This is a genomic window from Catellatospora sichuanensis (assembly GCF_007483665.1).
GTDB lineage: Bacteria > Actinomycetota > Actinomycetes > Mycobacteriales > Micromonosporaceae > Catellatospora > Catellatospora sichuanensis.
The window spans coordinates 1-2096 of sequence record NZ_VIQO01000071.1; the positions used below are offsets into that span (position 1 = coordinate 1).

Consider the following 2096-nt stretch of genomic DNA (forward strand, 5'->3'; position numbering starts at 1 on the left):
AAGCGAGCCTGAGTTTGTGGGTGTCTGGCTGGCCTTGGTGCGGGCTGGCGTGGTGATGGCGGTTGTTGTCGGTGGTGCTCGTTACGCTGGATGTCCTATCTCGACCGGGGGGTTTGGTGTCGGTGGGTGTGCTGACCTCGACGGCGACCTGTGCTGCCCTGTCGGCGGTGGTGGAGCCGACCGGTGTGCGTGTGCGCGAGCGTGTGTTGGCGGTGCGGGTGGGCTGGCTGGCCGGGCTGGTCGCCGGTATGGCCGCCGCGGTGGTGTCCGGACACTGGTCGAGCGCGGATCTGGACATCCTGGCTGGTGGGGTCGGGCCGGACGGGCGGGCGCTGCCGGTCAGGGGCTGGACGGCCCTGCGCAGGCTCGGCTGGACCGCCGCCGCGCCCGGGGGTGTATACGTCAGCGACCGGGTGCGCCGGTGCGCCGAGGAGGAAGCCGCCCGGGCGTTGCGCCTGGCCGTGCACCGCCGCCAGGTCGTGGCCGCGATCGTCGCGACGTGGCCCGAGCACGGCAGACGCGACGAGGCAGGGTGGCGGGCGCTGCGCGGACTGCTGCCGCCCGGGGCGACAACAGCGGAGATCGTCAACCGGACCCGGCAGGTGCGCGCCCACGCGTACGCACACGGTGGGGCGCTGCCGCGCGATCTGCCCGATCTGGAGGCGGCTCCGGCGGTGGCCGCACAGGTGCTGCTGGCCGCCGCCGACCGGCAACTGGCCACCATCGCCCGCGACGGTGGGGACCGGGCGGTGTTGCGGGTGCAGCTTCCACTGGTGGAATATCCTGCCCGCCGCGCCGACTGGGCCTGGCACACCATGGCGATCGCACTGCCGCCGACCGTCGCGGCCGGGGCGGTGTTGTGTGCTCCGACGCTGCGGCTCGCCCGGCACCGGGTACGCGTCGACCTGCCCCACCGGACCGCGGTCGTGCGGGCCGCGACGTCCGGGCACCGGGTCGCGCTGGGTATCGACTGGGGCGTCAATACTTTGCTGACCGCGACGGTCGGCAGACTCACCGACACCGGCAGGGTCGTCACCGATGGGCGGATGCTGCGCTACGACGCCACCGCGATCTCCGCCAAACTCCACCGCCTACGCGGCCACCGCGAACACCTCGCCGCCAAACGCACCCACCACACCGCCCTGGCCGCCGGACTGCCCGACACCGACCCTCGCACCGCCCGGCTGCAAGCCCTGGCCGAACACGCCGACACCGAACATGAACGGGTGTGCGCCCGTATCCGGCACCTGAACAAGGCCCTGGCCTGGTCGGCCGCCCGCTGGGCCGTCGACCAGGCCGTCGCGCTGCACGCCAGCGCCGTATACGTCGAGGACCTGGCCACGTTACAGGCACGGGGCAGGCGCAAGGGCAACGCGCGCCTGTCCGGCCAGGTCCGCGGCACTGTCACCGATGCGATCGTCCACCTCGCGGCGAAAGCAGGGCTCGCGGTCGTGACCGTGCCCGCTCGCGGCACCAGCAGGTACTGCCCCCGCTGCGGACAGGGCAGTACCGAACTCACCCACCTACCCGCCCCCGACCGACCCCAGCAGCGGGGCTGGAAGTGGGCGGCCTGCGCCCGCTGCCGGCTGTCGACCGACCGCGACCACGCCGCCGCCATGCGCATCACCGCCCGCGGCCTACTCGCCCAACACCACGTCCGCACCGACCGCGCCACCGGCCGACACACCACCACACGAGTGGTCGAAGGCGACGTCGCCACCGCACGCCGCCCCGCCACCGGTACTCGCACCCGCAAGCAGCCCGTCACCCGGGGACCGAAGACCGGCCCCACCCCGAAACGACCACCCGCATCGAAGCTTTCCCGCCGTGTGCCCGACCGGCGCACGGTCCCCGCCCCGCCCTGCACAGGCGGCCAGCGTCCGGCGGGGCAGGAACCCAAGAACCACCACCCCCGGGTGGCGGCATCAGGCCCTGCACACGACTTCCTGAAACCTCAGCACCACCGGACCGGCTTCCACCACGTCCACGCCACCCCCGTCATCTGCCTACCCGCAGACTTCGGACCGGCACGACACGGCCACGCCCCACCCGGAATGTCTGAAACACATAGACAAATACAGGAAGTCTGAGACGCT

Annotated in this window: 1 protein-coding gene; it reads left to right on the forward strand. The window is 72.7% G+C overall.

What is annotated here, in order from left to right; genetic code table 11:
• The first annotated feature begins 122 nt into the window (after positions 1-122).
• A complete protein-coding gene (locus FLL47_RS44960; protein ID WP_144128372.1) occupies positions 123-2090 on the forward strand; it encodes a zinc ribbon domain-containing protein in 1968 nt (655 codons plus the stop codon).
• Positions 2091-2096: the final 6 nt, after the last annotated feature.